This is a genomic window from Sporanaerobium hydrogeniformans, from assembly GCF_002735925.1.
Lineage (GTDB): Bacteria > Bacillota > Clostridia > Lachnospirales > Cellulosilyticaceae > Sporanaerobium > Sporanaerobium hydrogeniformans.
In genome coordinates, this window is the sequence record NZ_PEDL01000001.1 from 499,448 (window position 1) to 514,161 (window position 14,714).

A 14,714-nucleotide genomic window follows, 5' to 3' on the forward strand; every position below is an offset into this window, starting at 1 on the left:
ATGTTAAATAGCATTTTATTTTTTATTCTAGGTTTAGTGATAGGGAGTTTTTTGAATGTATGTATTTATCGCCTTCCTAAAGGAGAAAGTCTTATTTATCCTGGTTCTCACTGCACGCATTGTGGTCATGCCTTAAGTACATATGATCTTATCCCTATAGTGAGTTATTGCTGTTTAAATGGCAAGTGCAGGTATTGTAAGGAGAAAATTTCACCTTACTATGCCTTAGTAGAAGGGGGAACAGGTTTACTGTATGCTTTACTTTTCCATACTTTTGGTTGGAGCTTAGAGTTGCCTCTTTATATGCTCTTTATAAGCATCCTTATTGTTTTGACGCTCATTGATTGGGAATATATGCTTTTACCTACACCTATCCTTGTTTTTGGATGCGTTTTAGGGAGCATTTTTAGAGGTTTACAAGCAGCACGGTATCAAAATACAGCGTATTTATGGGCTCCTCTATTAGGCGCTTTAGTAGGGTTTGGACTTTTTTTTTGTTCTCTTTTTTGTTGGGAAATGGTTTTATAAAAAGGAATGCCTAGGTTTTGGAGATGTACGCCTTATGGCACTTATTGGGCTTTACGTATCCATTGACCTCCTTTTTTTGACTTTATTTTTAGCCTCCGTGTTAGCGGCTTTTTATGGAATTATTTTATTCTTTAAAAATAAGAAAAGTGAGGCGTATCCTTTTGCCCCCTTTATTAATGGAGCCGCACTTATTGCTATTTTATATGGATATCCTATTTTAGATTGGTACGGTCAATTAAGGGGGTTTTAGGTATAGGGAGTGAGTGTATGAAGTGGAAAGAAAACGGTTTTTCTCTTTTAGAAATAGCAGTAATATTGGCCCTTATTGGTCTCCTAGGTATAGCAGCACTTCCCAATATGCAAATGATTTATAAACAACAGACCAATAAATTAGCTAAAGAGATGGCACTTGATTTAACTACCCAGCGTGCCCAATGTATTTTATCTGCCACAACAGGAGAAGTCTTATTAACGCAATCAGTAATAGGTGGAAATTATGACTGCTATCAGCTATCACCAGCTAATATAGATATAACAGGAAGAGAAGTGTCTCAAAATGAGGGGGGATCTTCTCAGATGAAAATTATTATGCAGACTTCAACAGCTTCCTTAGTGGCACCCACTCTTATGGTAAAATTTGACCCAGAAGGTAAGATAAGGGACACATTAGATACTGAAGTATTAGAGCTTACAATAAATATTAGTTATAACAAGGCCCAGACAGAACTAAAGATGAATGGTCTAACAGGTCAATTTGAAATCAAGTAAGAGAGGGGGGAGAAAGGTGAAGACAAGAAATCAAAAGGGTTTTTCTCTGTTAGAAGCTGTTTTAGCATTACTTTTATTTACTTTACTCCTTGAGGGATTATTTGATTTTTTCGCTAAAACCTATGCAGGTTATGTTTACTTTGATCATAAGGCAACCAATATAAATGAAGCAAGGGTAGTGAGTGACTTTATTCGTAGAGAAATACGAGAGGCAGATGAAGTTGCGATTCATTTAATGGATACAACGGTTATTACAAGAGGTAATATGGAAGGGGTAACGGGAAGCACATTAAAACAAATAATGACTACTTCCGCAGGAATGGGGCTTAGGACTTTAAAGCTAGAAGCTAATGCAACGACAGAGGGAGCTCGCTATAAGTTAAGTTACAATTCAGGGGGAAGAACAGCTTTAGTATCCAATCAGATAGAAGATATTATTGTTCGAAAAGCTACAGATAGTCAGCTGATAAGTTTCCAGTGTAAGATATATAAAAAGAACCAAAATTATAAAAGTCAACGAATGGAGAGTACATTTACTGAAAATCTCTATTATAAGGAGTAGCAAATATAAAGTAAAAAAGAATAGGGGGTGACCATATGGCAAAGAGAATAATGGGGATTGAATTAGGAAATCACACTATTAAATTATTAGAGGTAACAAAAAAAGCAGCAACTTTAAAGGTTGAAAAATTTGCACTCCTAGAGATCCCTAAAGAAGCCATGGAGAATGGAATAATTACAGATAGAGAAGCCATTTGTCAAATGATTCGAGAAGAGAAAGCGTTGCAGAGGTTTAAAGCAAAAAAAGTGGTAGTGGTAATACAAAATAATGGGACAATTATTCGTCATGTAGTGATGGATAAAAAACCTGAAAAGTTAGTGAGAGAGCTTCTAGCTATCAAACCAGAGGAATATTTGCCAATCGAGCAAGGACACTATCAAATTGACTTTAAAGTGGTACGTGAATGGGAGGAAGAAGGACAAACAAAGATGGAGGTTCTTTTAGTAGCGGCACCCAATAGTGTTATATTACCGATGATGGATATGATAGAAAATCTAAAGCTTGAGCCTATTTCCATGACAATTCCTTCTGAAGCACTTGCAAAGGTATTTGGCATGAGTAACCGTATGGTACATGATACGGAAGAAGATGTTCTTATTTTAGATATAGGAGGTAAGTCTACAACAGCTACTATTATTGCAAGTGGGCAAGCTGTACTAACACGTATGATTGAATTTGGAATGGAGGTTATCAATGAAACGATCAATAGTTCATTTATTCGCTTAGATGCATCCACTATGGATCAAGAAAGTAAAAAAGAATATGACTTATATATCGAAGAACTTATTAAGCCTCAAATTGAATACAGTATTATTGCTGAACTTGAACGTATTTTACAGTTTTACTATTCACGTTTTGAAAATAGACCGATTAAAAAGGTTTACTTAATTGGTGGAGGAACACGTATTAAAGGATTAAGGCGTTATATTAAAGAAACTCTTAATATTCCTACTCAAGTGGTTAAGGAATTCAGTACAGTTATTGAAAGTCCAGATATTGATTTTGCAAGTTCAAGAGTATTTTTTGTGAATTTATTAGGAGCACTTAATAGTTTATAGAAAGGGGAGAAGACATGGGGGCAAAAAGGAAAGAGATTAATCTCATACCTAAAGAATACATACAAGCACAGCAAATTAAACGGCTTAAACGACTTGTTTTAGGGCTATTAATTATAGAGACAATAGTTTTTATGGGCACAGCTGTTGTTTCCCCTTATCTAGATAAAAAATATGAGCAAGCTGTATTAAATGAATTAGAATATATGAAAACAGACCCCAAATATGTAGTAGTTAATAAAAAAATAGCAGAGTTAAATGAAGCTAAGCAGGATTTGGAATTTTGGTCTCAAAAATATAATCAGCTGAAAGAAAAGAGTTTTGTAAGTACAGAGCTTTTAGATGGGATAAGCGCAAGGCTTCCTTTAGGTATGAAGATAAGTAGCCTTAGTCTTCTAGATACACAGAGTGTCAAAATAGAAGGGGAAAGTGAAAGTGAAGAACCGTTTAGTAGTTATCTTGTTTTACTTGAAAGCACCTATGGAGAAGCGAGTATAGTGTATTCTTTGTCAGAAGAAGAGGAGCGGTATAGGTATCATATTGAATTACAGTTTCCAGTGCCATTATCAGATGAAGCAAATGCAGCAGAAGCAACTGAAACAAATGAAGAGGGAATGCTAACCATGAATGAAGCGATGCAAACAGAAGCAGGAGGTGAGGAGTAATGCAAACTTTAAAATCACCTCAAAATATAGGGTTTTTAGCGTTGGTTATTTTAGTGTTATCCCTTCAAATGTATTATATGATGAATGTACGCAGTCAAACGATTAATCAAATACTTAATATTCAGCAAGAAAGTCTTTTAAAACAAACAGAAATCATGGTACAGGAGAAGAACTTAAGTGAAATAAGCGAATTTGAAGAGGAACTTAGACAAGTTCATTCTCAAACAAATGGGATAACCAGTATGTTGCCAACCGTCTCTTCAGATATTCAAGAGCTTATTGAATTTCGCGGATTAATGGCAGCCAATGGCTTTAAAGATTTGCAAGTAGAACAATTAGGTCAAATACTTCATGAAGATGAAAAAGCACATATCATTGAAAATCAATACCAACTCACCTATATTTCAACTTATACTGCAACAAAGGAGTTCCTGCTTAACTTACGCCACTCTAATCAGCTTATTAATATTTCATCTTTTGAGATGACCACTGCACCACAAGAAGAGGCAGAGAATGGGGAGGAGTATGGCAGTCAAATAGGTGAAGTTATTCAAGCTAAAATTGTTCTTTCTACTTTTTGTTTAAAAGGCGAAGGTCAAGAAGAAACGTATATACCTTATATAATAGGAACGAGTCATGTGAGTAAAGGTATAGAAAATAGTAAAGGAATGAGTCAACAAGAGGAGATAGAGGTTAACAGCGATACGGTAGCACAGCCTCACTTAACAAAACCACAGCCTCAAATGAATGATTTTTATTTGAATCTATGGGATACCTTGGTAGCGGGTGAAAATTTTACCTTTTCAGGACCAGCCCCCTTGCAACGCAGTTTTACAGGCTTACGTTCAGGAGCAAATGTTTATGTTACTTTAACCTTAAGAGAAGATGGGTATGATGTGAGCTTGGAAGATGAGGAGGGGAAAGTTCAACAAAATAGTGTGCAATATAGCCTAGAGGACTTAAAATTAATTGTGGATTCCAATATTGCACGTATTAAGGAAGTAATGCCAACGGTTCAAATATTTATTCGTAATTATACCAATCAAATGATAGAAGTACAGTGTAAAGGTTCTAACTTGGATTTAATAACCATTTATAATGAGTATGATGAAATGGTAAAGCCTGGTGAAGTAAAAGGAAAGGTAAAACGGATTTAAGAGGAAGTAGGGGAGTGAAGCATGCTAAAGTACACAAAAAAGATAGAGGGAATGTCTTATTTAGAAATAATTGTTTGCCTTGTCATTGTGTCCATGATGGTTTTACCTTTATCTGCTTCCTTTGTTTCTTCAACTCGGATGAGAGAAGAGGGAGTTGATTTAACACAAATCACCTTTACTACCGAACGGCTTATGGAAGAGGTTAAGGAACAGTTAAGAGTGGATTTAAAGGATGCTTACCTGTTAGAAACAACAGGGAATACTGGTGCAACCTATGCCTATTATCTTGATCCAGGCATAGGAAATAAGTATGAGATTCACTGGTTAAGTGACTTTTTTAGAAGTAAACCTTCCACCTATGTAGAGACAACCTATGACATCAATCGTTATGAATATGAGGTTGCTATCTGGCCTTTAGAGAATTATCCGGGAGGAGCAGTTATTGAGATGGCATCGGTAGGGAGTGAACCCGCCTTTAAACTACATACTTCTACAACAGATGCGGCTCTAGCTTTTCATTACAGTACGGAAGATAAAAAAAAGCTACCTAAGTTGGATCCTCTTTTAAGTGGGCAACAACTTTTCGGAGAAAAGCTTTACTTAAGTGCTACAGACTTTGATGGAAACCCATTATCAAAGATTAATGGAATGGTGACACTTCGCTTAGAAAAGGAGACAAGTGCTAGTCCTAAAATTTTAAAGATGGGCCTAACGTATCAGAATCTAATCATTACACCTATGAACTTAAAAACCAGTAGTGGTCAAATCGGTTATAAAATTAAACTAAATACGAGCATACCTGGTAGAGTAGAACCCAATCTGATGCTGATTGATACACGTCTTATTAGTAGCTATGAAGATATGCAGATTAAAGCAACTTGCCTCGAAATAGAAAATGCTAGTAAAGCACCTTTATGGATTAAGTTAATAGGGCGAAAGGATGAATGGGATAAATTAGATGAGATGTTACATATTCTTATAGAGGATAAAGAGTTAATAGGAAAGACTACTTTAGAAAAAGTAATAGTCACTCATACAAATAGGAGTTACTTGATTGGTATTGTAGTGAGAGATAAAAAGCCGGTTATGGGGGAAAGTGGAAAAATTGTTAAAACAATGATGGATTTATTAACCTATGAACCTAATGAAAGGGAGTAAGGAGGAAAGTATGCAGCAGTCACATAATAGCCTAAATAACTTAAAAATCAATCAAAAGGGTGAAGCTATGCTGATTACCACTATTTTACTCCTTGTACTTGTTGTAATCATGGCAGGTCTTGCTAATATTTCAGGTATGCAGTGGAATCTAGCTTATTTACAACGTAATACCAGTAATACGTATTATTTAGCTCAGTCAGGAGTAGAAAAAGGAGCAGACATTATTAACAAGGCTTTACAAGCTAAGCTACCAGAGATAGCAGAAAGGGTAAGAGACACCTATTTAACAGAGGTAACAAGTTTAAGTCAGGTACGTAGCAAAGCTGCAGATTTAGTAGATGCAGAGAGTAATCTCTATTATACCAATGGGCTACGTTATGGAAGCGATGGTTTTTATATTGAGCAAGAAGCTTTAAGTCGCTTCATTAAGAAAGAGCTTTATCATTTTATAGCCACACATTATAGTGGCAAAACCATGAACTATGAGCTTAAAGGAGATGGGCAACACAATTTAGACACAAAAATTGAAATAGCTTTTAATCCAGATGCAACCTACGATATTACTAAGATAGATAATCCTACTGAAAAGGAATATACAGATAAGCCACGTTTTCTTATTACAGCTACTGCAAAGGTGATGGAGGGTAGCAAAGTCAAAGATATCAAAAAGGTGGAGGGAAGAATGGAATTAGATATTCCTTCCAAGCTGAATAATATTCTTAGTGAAGCGTATAACTGGCTGTATAATCCACCAGAAATACTAGATAGTGCCATAACTTGCTTTGGAGATATGGTGGTTACCAGTGGTGCCGAACTTGTTGTGGAGGGTGATATACGAGTCAAAGGAACTCAAGGAGGTAAAACGACAACGCGTCAGGGGATATTAGTAGGGTCAGACTATGCAATTGATTTGGTTGTACCTCCTATTACTTCTACAGGAGGATTGGTTGTAAGTAATGGTGGGAGTTTAACGGTTAAAAAAGATGGGGCAGCTATCTTTTCGCGTCCAGAAACATCTTACTTGTCAAATAAGAACAGGGTGGTTATGTCCAATAGCCAGAGGCTTTTAGCTAGTAGCAGTGCTATAAGCCAGCCCACGACTAGCTCCCATTACACTTCTAATTCGGGGAGTATCTATTGCGAAGGCAATGTGATTGTGACGCAAGGGTGGGCAGCAAATGATGCAGATGTGAGTCGATACAATACAGCCTATAGAGGGAAACTTGATGTAGTAGGTGATATAATTGCCAATACTGTAGCTATTTGTGATGATGCACAAGGTGGTTATAATTCTATGCCTCACCAGGAAGAGAGAAAAGGGAAAGGGCATGAAATCAAAGTAGGAGGAAATATCTTTGTAGAAAATGATGTACGTATTACGAGGTATATAACTAGCCAAAGTAATATTAAGGTAGATGGAGCTATCTTTGGTATTTCAGATGGAGATACAACAACTTATGCTGTAATGGCTGTATCAGGTACACCACCAACTGAAACGTTAATACCTCTTGAAATGAAGGATCCTAATGCCTCCAGTGGTGTGTTTAATGAAGGTGGGGACAATACTACCGGTTCAACAATGATACAAGCAACAGGTATGTACGTAAATGGACAACCCTTTATTGACTTTGGTGATGGTAACTACTATCACTTGTGGGAGAGTATTGGAGAGCCTTTTAAGGATGTTCGTTTTTTCTATGATCTTGCAGGACTTAAGATTGAAGGAAAAAATATATATTTAAATGATTCGCTATTAGGAGCAGAAATTAAGCAAAATAAAATATGGATAGGAGATAAAAATAGGATTTATGCCCCCAATACAGGCAAGATATCTGGTTTGTTTGGAGGAGCAACATGGAGTGATGGAACACCCGAAACAATTACGCCCCCCAACGTTAGAATAGCAAACAAAGATCAGGCGAGAGGGGTATTTTATTTAGGAGACTATGGTCCGGCAGGTGCTCTAGGAGCACTTACACTAAGTAATTTAACAACTAAAAAGGAGGGTTATAGTAATGCAGCCTATTTTAATCAAGATATACTGTATTATACAGGAGACCCTTCACTTTATAGTTCCAATCAACAGGACATGTACTTCAAATATTTTAAAGATATAACCACAGCGAACAATCTAGGATTAAGGGGATATATGAATTCCAAAAAAAGTATTTTTTATGGAGCAAATACACTAGGAGTTAAAGAAGAAATACCTGTATTAAACTTTGATGATGTAATAAGGGGCTTTGCATTTGGAAACACATGGTTTAATACGTTAAGAAGTTGGAGTTATGATACACCTATTGAATATATAGAAGGAGGAGCTGTTGATATTAGCAAGTATTACATAGAGGAGATAAAGGAAGGAGAGGTAAGTGGCATAGCAACCCCTTGCCCTACTATTCTTATCAATACAAGTACAACTAGCAGTAATCCTTTAACTTTATACACCAGTGACCAAATGAAATCAACTTTTAGAGGCATTATTATTAGTAAGGGCAGTGTTGAGATAAGGGGAACCTCTGCTGCTCCCAATATAAATATTGAAGGCAGTTTGATTGTTGATGGTGGAGAGCAGCATCATGCACAAGAGCGTATGGAAGGAAAAGCGGTAGGACTTTCTGTAATCGGACAGGATACAAAAGTACACATCAGGCATAATCCAGATATTTTATTACAGGTAAAGGCGAAGGATAAAAAGAGGTATCATCAAGTCTTAGACGCCCTAAAGATTACACAGTTTAAAGACTTTCAAAGTAGCACCTCTAAAGCTATAATGAGTGAAATATTAGGACCCTATGATAGGAGTCAAATACCTATATTGGATCCCATTATTTATACGACAGGACGGGTGAAGCTTTCAGCTCATTCAATCCTAGAAATAGAAACGCAAAAAATTAGGGTACGAATTAAAAATATGAAAAAGATTAATGGGTAAGGGAGGTTGAAAAAATGAAAAGAAGATTAGGGATAGTGATGATGCTGAGTCTAGGATCTTTAGTAGGCTGCACCTCAGTACAGCGTACACCCTTTCCAACATTTAGCAATTTAGCACCTATAGAAGTTGAAAAGAAAGAAAAAGATGAATTGATAAACGAAAAACAGCTTCAAACTTTTTTTAGTAACTATTTATCCTTATCAGAGGAGGGAATGTTACTCATGAATGTGCAGCCACAATTAGGGGATGAGGACTATGAAGAATACTTTAGGCTGTATCGTGAGAAGCTTAAAAATTTATTAGGGGAACAACTCGCTTCATCTGCTAAGGAGAAGTTGAAAGAGGCGTATCGTACTTATGATTTTCACTTACCTAAAAAATTATCAATTAATGGATATGTTACTTATGGGCCTGCAAAGGTAGAGCAGGTAGAAATTTTAGCAACACGCTTCGTAGAAGACTCTATTCTTTATAAAGTAGCTGTAACAACGGAGCATAGTGTTGAAAACTTAGCTGCAGCAAATAGTAACTATCGCTGGGATGAAAGCAAGGGTTATTATGTACAAAACAAGGAGCCTACTCAGGGTGAAAATACCTTTCATTCAGATAAAGAGGATAGAGGTGGTTTAGAAGAATCATTTTATTATTTGCAAGAAACGCCAGAAGATACAGAGGATGCAATTAAACTTATAGAATATTATTGGGTGAAGGTTGAACAAGGTGAGAGTTTAAAGGTAGAAAGTATTAAAGAAGGGTCACCCATTAATGTAAATGAGAAAAAAAGGCAACTAGCTACCAATACTAAACATGTAAAACGGATTGCCTATAATGAGCAAGCTTCTAGTAAGGAGTTAGAAATGATTAAAAAGGTATTTACGAAACTCTTTAGTCAGCCTAAAGAATTTTATACGTACTATAGTGAACTTCTTTCAACCCATGATGTAGCTTTAAAGGATGTATGGTGGAATCAATTGGATTTAAGTAAAGAGGTATTAATTCCAAAAAAACAAAGTAAAGATGCTTTCAATGGAGTGATTAACCCTTATAAGGATAATTTAAAAAGCATAGCGGTTGATAGGGAGCAACTTGTAGTGAAGCCAAGTATTTATGGAACGAAAAAGCAACCGCGCTTTCGTGTGTTTATCCCTGCTAAAGGAGTAGACATAGATGATAACCAATTGTACTACCTTTTTGAGTACTATGTAGGGATGGAACAAGGAAAAATCGAATACATTTATTATGTGAAAAGAAGTGAACTTTCAGAAGAAGATTACGGAAAAGTCATACAAGGTGAAGAAATAACCCTTGAATAGAAAAGCCTCATATAGCCAATGTATAAAAAATAGTGTATACTACAACATATACTTTAAATAAACTAAATAACGAGGCGTTTGGTGATGAATAAATTTTTTCCAACAGAATATTTACCATCTATTTATGAGATAGACATTGATGAATTAAAAAAGAGAGGGAAAAAGGGTATTATCTTTGATATTGATAATACCCTTGTTCCGTATGACGTAGCAGAACCTCCACAGTCTATTATTGCTTTTTTTGAAAAGATAAGACAAGCAGGTATTAAGATTACACTGGTTTCTAATAATACAGAAGACAGAGTAACACGTTTTAACCAAAACCTAAAAGTATTTGCACTCCATAAATCTCAAAAACCTTTTACTAAAAGCTTTAAAAAGGCATTAGAGCTTATGGACTGCAGTAAAGAAGAGGCTCTCATTGTAGGAGATCAAATATTTACAGATGTCTATGGTGGCAATAGTGCTGGTATAGAGACTATTTTGGTTGTGCCAGTCAGTGATAAAGATGAGTGGATAACCAAAATCAAACGTGGATTAGAAAAAAGGGTGATTAAACATTATGAAAAACAACGTGCAAAGCATAACAGGTAAATATGCAGTATGTGGGGTAATAGGTGATCCTATTACCCACACTTTGTCACCAAGGATACATAATGCTCTAGCTTTTGCTTATCATTTACCAAGTATTTATGTACCTTATCCTGTGAAAAAAGAAAAACTAGGTGAGGCCATTAAAGGGGCTCATGCTTTAGGGATAAAGGGTTTAAATGCCACCATGCCCCATAAGCAAGAGCTTTTTAAATATGTACATAAAGTAGATGTTTCTGCTGAGCGGGTAGGGGCTATTAATACCCTTGTTTATGAAGAAGGAGGGTATATAGGTTATAATACCGATGCAGTAGGTCTTTTTATGGCCTTAAAAGAACGGGGGATTGAATGGAAAGGTAAAAATGTGGCGATTATAGGTAGTGGAGGAGCAGCTTATGCCACTTACGTGGCCGTTGCCGAAGAGGCCAGTTCTATCCATTTATTTAATCGGACACGAGCGAATCTTGAAAAGTTAAAAAGCCATATGGAAGCTTATTACGAAGTGCCTACCTTTCTTTATGAAATGGATACACCTTGTGAAACACATTTTGACATGGTGATTCAAACAACCGGTATTGGGATGGGAATTTATGAAGGGCAAATGCCCACTTGTACGGAACAAGTCTTAAAACATGCAGGTGTGGCGGTAGACCTTATTTATGCGCCTAAAGAAACAGCCTTTTTAAAAGTAGCTAAAGCCAAAGGTTGTCTTTGTGAAAATGGATTTGGAATGCTTTTTTATCAGGCAGTCAAGGCTTTTGAATGGATGCATGGCATAACCTGCAAAGAAGAATGGAACCAGCAAATCAAAAAACAAATGATACAGGATTTACACTTATAGAAACAGTACTTGTACTCTTTTTAAGTAGTTTTTTAATAGGAGCTCTATTAGGAGGGGTTAAGCAACTTGAACGTGCACGATTTGAGGCGTATTTAAAAGAGGTGCAAACAGGCATTTTAAGTGCACAGCAAATGGCGACTTTGACAGGGACAAGTTATACGTTATACTGTGGAAGTAGAGACATCTTTATACTTAAGGGTGGAGTGAGTTTCTATCGCTTCCCTATGAGTAGGAAGGTGGAAATGCTACCAGATGAAACAACGTTACAAAGAGGTACGTTTAATGGGAGTAGCCGTTCTTGTGCAGGGAGTATTGTACTAGTTCACCGTGGACTTAAAGAAAAGGCAACCTTTACAATTCGTGTAGCTTCTGGAAAGTTGACGCTTTACAAAGAGCCGTACAAATATTAAAGGGGAGATAGGATGAGACGTATTTATTTAGTTGGCTTTATGGGGTGCGGAAAGTCTGTTATTGGACAGCATTTGGCTACAAAATTAGGATATGCATGGGTAGATTTGGATACACTTTTAGTGAAAAGGCAAGGATGCGAAATTGCTCAGATCTTCGATACCTATGGAGAAGCTTATTTTAGAAAATTAGAAACTTTACTTTTAAGAGAAAGTAAAAAATGGAATAAGGTAGTTATTTCAACAGGTGGCGGTATAGTCATGCAGGAGGAAAATAGGTTTTTACTAAAAGAAGAGGAGACATTTTATCTCGCGTGGGAAGGAAAAACTTTATATGAACGTGTATTAGCAGATCCGTCAAGACCTTTGGCAAGCAATAGGGAGAAGCTAGAGACTCTTTATGAGCTGCGACTTCCTCTTTATGAGGATATTGCAGCTCATAAAGTATGGTGTGAAGGTAAAACACCCCAAAGGGTTGTTGAAGAAATTATAAAAGCAATGGAGGAAACAAATGAAAATAGTTGTCATTAATGGACCCAATTTGAATTTTTTAGGTATCAGGGAACCTCACATATATGGAAACAGTTCTCTGAATGATTTAGAGAAAAAAATAAAAAACTATAGTTGTGAAAGACAAATAGATGTGCAGTTTTTTCAATCTAATTCAGAAGGAGCACTCATTGATTATCTGCAGAGTTGCTATTATGAGAAGGTAGAGGGCATTATTATCAATCCAGGTGCCTATACCCATTATAGTTATGCCCTTAGTGATGCTATTAAAAGTATTTCTATTCCAACAATAGAGGTGCATATTTCTCATATACATAATCGAGAGGAGTTTAGAAAGCATTCGGTAACGGCGTCTTCTTGTATCGGAGTTATTGAAGGCTTTGGAATGGAAAGCTATCGCATTGCCTTAGATGCCATGCTGTATTATTTAGAGAAGCAAAAAAGTGAGGAGACAGAAAATGAAAACTAGAATTCAAAAATTACTTTGCAAGATGGAAGAACTAAAGATAGAGGCTATGCTTATTGATAGTCGTACCAATAGACGGTATATGAGTGGGTTTTCAGGTTCCAGTGCCATGCTCTATATTACCTCTAAGAGACAAATACTCATTACTGATTTTCGCTATTTAGAACAAGCTGCTAAAGAGTGCCCAGACTATGAAATTATTAGTCAAGGTAATCTCGGTTTACTTAAAACAGCTTTAAAATATGCAAGTGAAGAAGGCATAAAGGTATTAGGCTTTGAAAGTGAACATGTCAGTTATGCGACCTATTTAACTTTTGCTGAGCAGAAGTCATTTACTTTTATTCCTACTCAAAAAGTCATTGAAGATTTTAGAAAAATTAAAGATAATGAGGAAATCAAAAAAATTGCTAAAGCAGAAAGCATTGGTGATTTAGCTTTTTCTCATATTATAGAATTTCTTAAAGAGGGATACCATCAAGGCATTACAGAAAATGATGTAGCTCTTGAAATCGAACGTGTTATGCGTAAAAATGGTGCTACGGGTACCTCTTTTGATTCCATTGTAGCAACAGGTGTAAAATCTTCTCTTCCACATGCTCAGCCAAGTAACTGTACATTTAAAAAGGGGGATTTTGTTGTAATGGATTTTGGCTGTATTTATGAAGGCTATTGTTCTGATATGACACGTACCGTTGTGATAGGAGAAGCAAATCAAAAGCAAGTAGCAATTTATAACACGGTATTAGAGGCACAACATAAGGCTCTAGAAGTTATTCAGCCAGGTATGAAAGGTAAAGAAGTGGATCAAATTGCACGTGATATTATTGCAAAAGCGGGATATGATACTTATTTTGGACATGGTTTAGGTCATTCTTTAGGTCTTGATATCCATGAAAATCCTCGATTTTCACCACTTGAGGAGGCAACTATTGAAGTGGGAATGTGTATGACTGTAGAACCGGGAATCTATATTCCTGACTTTGGAGGTGTGCGCATTGAAGATGTTGTAGTAGTGACTGAGACAGGTATTTTAAATCTTACCCACTCACCTAAAGAGCTAATTGTCATTAAGTAACAAAAAAAATCGTTGAAAAATTGAAAAATGTAGTTTACACTATATGAAGAAAAGATAATTAGGAGGAAATAGAATGATTTCAGCAGGCGATTTTAGAAATGGTGTTACTATCGAATTTGAAGGTAGCTTATACCAAATTATTGAATTCCAACATGTAAAGCCAGGTAAAGGTGCAGCGTTCGTGCGTTGTAAAATTAAAAATATAAAAACAGGTGGCGTGGTAGAAAGAACCTTCCGTCCTACTGAAAAAGTGCCAAAAGCACATATAGACCGTAAAGATATGCAATATCTTTATTCAGATGGTGAACTTTTCCACTTTATGGATGTTAATACCTATGATCAAATTGCAGTTAATGCAGATGCAGTAGGAGATAATTTGAAATTTGTTAAAGAGAATGAAATGGTAAAAGTTATCTCTCATGAAGGAACTGTATTTGATATTGAAGCACCACTTAGTGTAGAGCTTCAAATCGTTGAAACAGAACCAGGTTTTAAAGGTGATACCGCTCAAGGTGCTACAAAACCAGCGATTGTAGAGACAGGGGCTAAAGTAATGGTACCTTTATTCATTGAACAAGGTGAAGTCATCCGTATTGATACACGTACTGGAGAATATACAGGTAGAGCATAAGGATAAATAGGAAAGGCTGTTACATTAAGTAGCAGTCTTTTTCATTCCATTT

17 protein-coding genes are annotated in these 14,714 nt (G+C 36.2%); all 17 read left to right on the forward strand.

Annotated features, from left to right (window positions below):
• The 17 genes from CS063_RS02350 to efp all read left to right on the forward strand — a co-directional run bounded on the left by CS063_RS02350 (position 1) and on the right by efp (position 14,662).
• Positions 1-528, forward strand: coding sequence for a prepilin peptidase (locus CS063_RS02350; protein WP_099448106.1), 528 nt, complete (start codon positions 1-3; stop codon positions 526-528).
• Entirely contained in the window at positions 482-778 is a 297-nt protein-coding gene (locus CS063_RS02355) for a prepilin peptidase (RefSeq protein ID WP_099448107.1), read from the forward strand. Before CS063_RS02350 ends, CS063_RS02355 begins: the two co-directional genes overlap by 47 nt.
• Positions 779-795: 17 nt before the next feature.
• Positions 796-1,296: a pilus assembly FimT family protein gene (locus tag CS063_RS02360; protein WP_099448108.1), complete on the forward strand. Its 501-nt coding sequence runs from the start codon at positions 796-798 to the stop codon at positions 1,294-1,296.
• A gap of 16 nt (positions 1,297-1,312) precedes the next feature.
• Positions 1,313-1,858: a prepilin-type N-terminal cleavage/methylation domain-containing protein gene (locus tag CS063_RS02365; RefSeq protein ID WP_099448109.1), complete on the forward strand. Its 546-nt coding sequence runs from the start codon at positions 1,313-1,315 to the stop codon at positions 1,856-1,858.
• Between the two features lie 35 nt (positions 1,859-1,893).
• Positions 1,894-2,916, forward strand: coding sequence for a type IV pilus assembly protein PilM (gene pilM, locus CS063_RS02370; protein ID WP_099448110.1), 1,023 nt, complete (start codon positions 1,894-1,896; stop codon positions 2,914-2,916).
• 14 nt (positions 2,917-2,930) lie between these two features.
• Complete coding sequence (locus CS063_RS02375; protein WP_099448111.1) at positions 2,931-3,578, forward strand: hypothetical protein; 648 nt, start codon at positions 2,931-2,933, stop codon at positions 3,576-3,578.
• The gene (locus CS063_RS02380; RefSeq protein WP_099448112.1) at positions 3,578-4,735 is read left to right on the forward strand and encodes a hypothetical protein; all 1,158 of its coding nucleotides are present in this window, start codon (positions 3,578-3,580) and stop codon (positions 4,733-4,735) included. The genes CS063_RS02375 and CS063_RS02380 overlap by 1 nt, the downstream gene beginning before the upstream one ends.
• Positions 4,736-4,756: 21 nt before the next feature.
• Positions 4,757-5,893: a type IV pilus modification PilV family protein gene (locus tag CS063_RS02385; RefSeq protein ID WP_099448113.1), complete on the forward strand. Its 1,137-nt coding sequence runs from the start codon at positions 4,757-4,759 to the stop codon at positions 5,891-5,893.
• A 10-nt stretch (positions 5,894-5,903) separates the two neighbouring features.
• Positions 5,904-8,828, forward strand: a complete 2,925-nt coding sequence (locus CS063_RS02390) for a hypothetical protein (RefSeq protein WP_099448114.1) — start codon at positions 5,904-5,906, stop codon at positions 8,826-8,828.
• A gap of 14 nt (positions 8,829-8,842) precedes the next feature.
• Positions 8,843-10,141 carry a hypothetical protein gene (locus CS063_RS02395; protein WP_099448115.1) on the forward strand — a complete coding sequence of 433 codons (1,299 nt, stop codon included), beginning with the start codon at positions 8,843-8,845 and terminating at the stop codon, positions 10,139-10,141.
• A gap of 84 nt (positions 10,142-10,225) precedes the next feature.
• Positions 10,226-10,735 (forward strand): YqeG family HAD IIIA-type phosphatase, encoded by a 510-nt coding sequence (locus CS063_RS02400; RefSeq protein ID WP_099448116.1) that lies wholly within the window; start codon positions 10,226-10,228, stop codon positions 10,733-10,735.
• Positions 10,704-11,573, forward strand: coding sequence for a shikimate dehydrogenase (aroE, locus tag CS063_RS02405; RefSeq protein ID WP_099448117.1), 870 nt, complete (start codon positions 10,704-10,706; stop codon positions 11,571-11,573). The genes CS063_RS02400 and aroE overlap by 32 nt, the downstream gene beginning before the upstream one ends.
• Positions 11,525-11,983 carry a pilus assembly FimT family protein gene (locus tag CS063_RS02410; RefSeq protein WP_099448118.1) on the forward strand — a complete coding sequence of 153 codons (459 nt, stop codon included), beginning with the start codon at positions 11,525-11,527 and terminating at the stop codon, positions 11,981-11,983. Before aroE ends, CS063_RS02410 begins: the two co-directional genes overlap by 49 nt.
• 12 nt (positions 11,984-11,995) lie before the next feature.
• Positions 11,996-12,511, forward strand: a complete 516-nt coding sequence (locus CS063_RS02415) for a shikimate kinase (protein WP_099448119.1) — start codon at positions 11,996-11,998, stop codon at positions 12,509-12,511.
• A complete protein-coding gene (gene aroQ, locus CS063_RS02420) occupies positions 12,492-12,959 on the forward strand; it encodes a type II 3-dehydroquinate dehydratase (protein ID WP_099448120.1) in 468 nt (155 codons plus the stop codon). The genes CS063_RS02415 and aroQ overlap by 20 nt, the downstream gene beginning before the upstream one ends.
• On the forward strand, positions 12,949-14,031 hold the full coding sequence (locus tag CS063_RS02425; protein ID WP_099448121.1) for a M24 family metallopeptidase: 1,083 nt from the start codon (positions 12,949-12,951) through the stop codon (positions 14,029-14,031). The genes aroQ and CS063_RS02425 overlap by 11 nt, the downstream gene beginning before the upstream one ends.
• Positions 14,032-14,104: 73 nt before the next feature.
• Positions 14,105-14,662, forward strand: a complete 558-nt coding sequence (efp, locus tag CS063_RS02430) for an elongation factor P (protein ID WP_099448122.1) — start codon at positions 14,105-14,107, stop codon at positions 14,660-14,662.
• Positions 14,663-14,714: the final 52 nt, after the last annotated feature.